The sequence below is a fragment of the Salinivibrio sp. ML198 genome (genome assembly GCF_001996015.1).
Taxonomy (GTDB): Bacteria; Pseudomonadota; Gammaproteobacteria; order Enterobacterales; family Vibrionaceae; genus Salinivibrio; species Salinivibrio siamensis.
In genome coordinates this window covers 1-431 of the sequence record NZ_MUEZ01000062.1, presented here as the reverse complement: position 1 = coordinate 431, position 431 = coordinate 1, and the positions used below count along the sequence as shown (strand labels likewise).

The 431-nt window shown below is 59.6% G+C and carries 1 pseudogene; it reads left to right on the top strand.

The window, feature by feature from the left end:
- Nucleotides 1–431: pseudogene (locus tag BZG25_RS16020) on the top strand (hypothetical protein); the annotation flags it as partial.

Below are 431 nucleotides of genomic sequence, written 5' to 3'. Positions count from 1 at the left end.
AGTTAAACGAAGACGACGCACCGGCGGACGAATCGGGCACGCCAGAAGTTAGCGGCGAGGAAGATGAAACGACTGACGAGGACGCTGACGACGAGCCGCTAGCCGATTTAAACGAAGACGATGCTCTAACGGACGAGCCAGCTGAGCCAGAAGCTACCGGCGAGGTAGATGAAACGGCTGACGAGGACGCTGATGACGAGCCGCAAGCCGAGTTAAACGAAGACGACGCACCGGCGGACGAGCCAGCTGCACCAGAAGCGACTAGCGAGGCAGATGAAGCGGCTGACGAGGACACTGACGACGAGCTGCAAGCCGAGTTAAATGAGCACGATGCACCGGCGGACGAGCCAGCTGAGCCAGAGGCTACTCGCGAGGCAGATGAAACGGCTGACGAGGACGCTGATGACGAGCCGCAAGCAGAGCTAAACGAA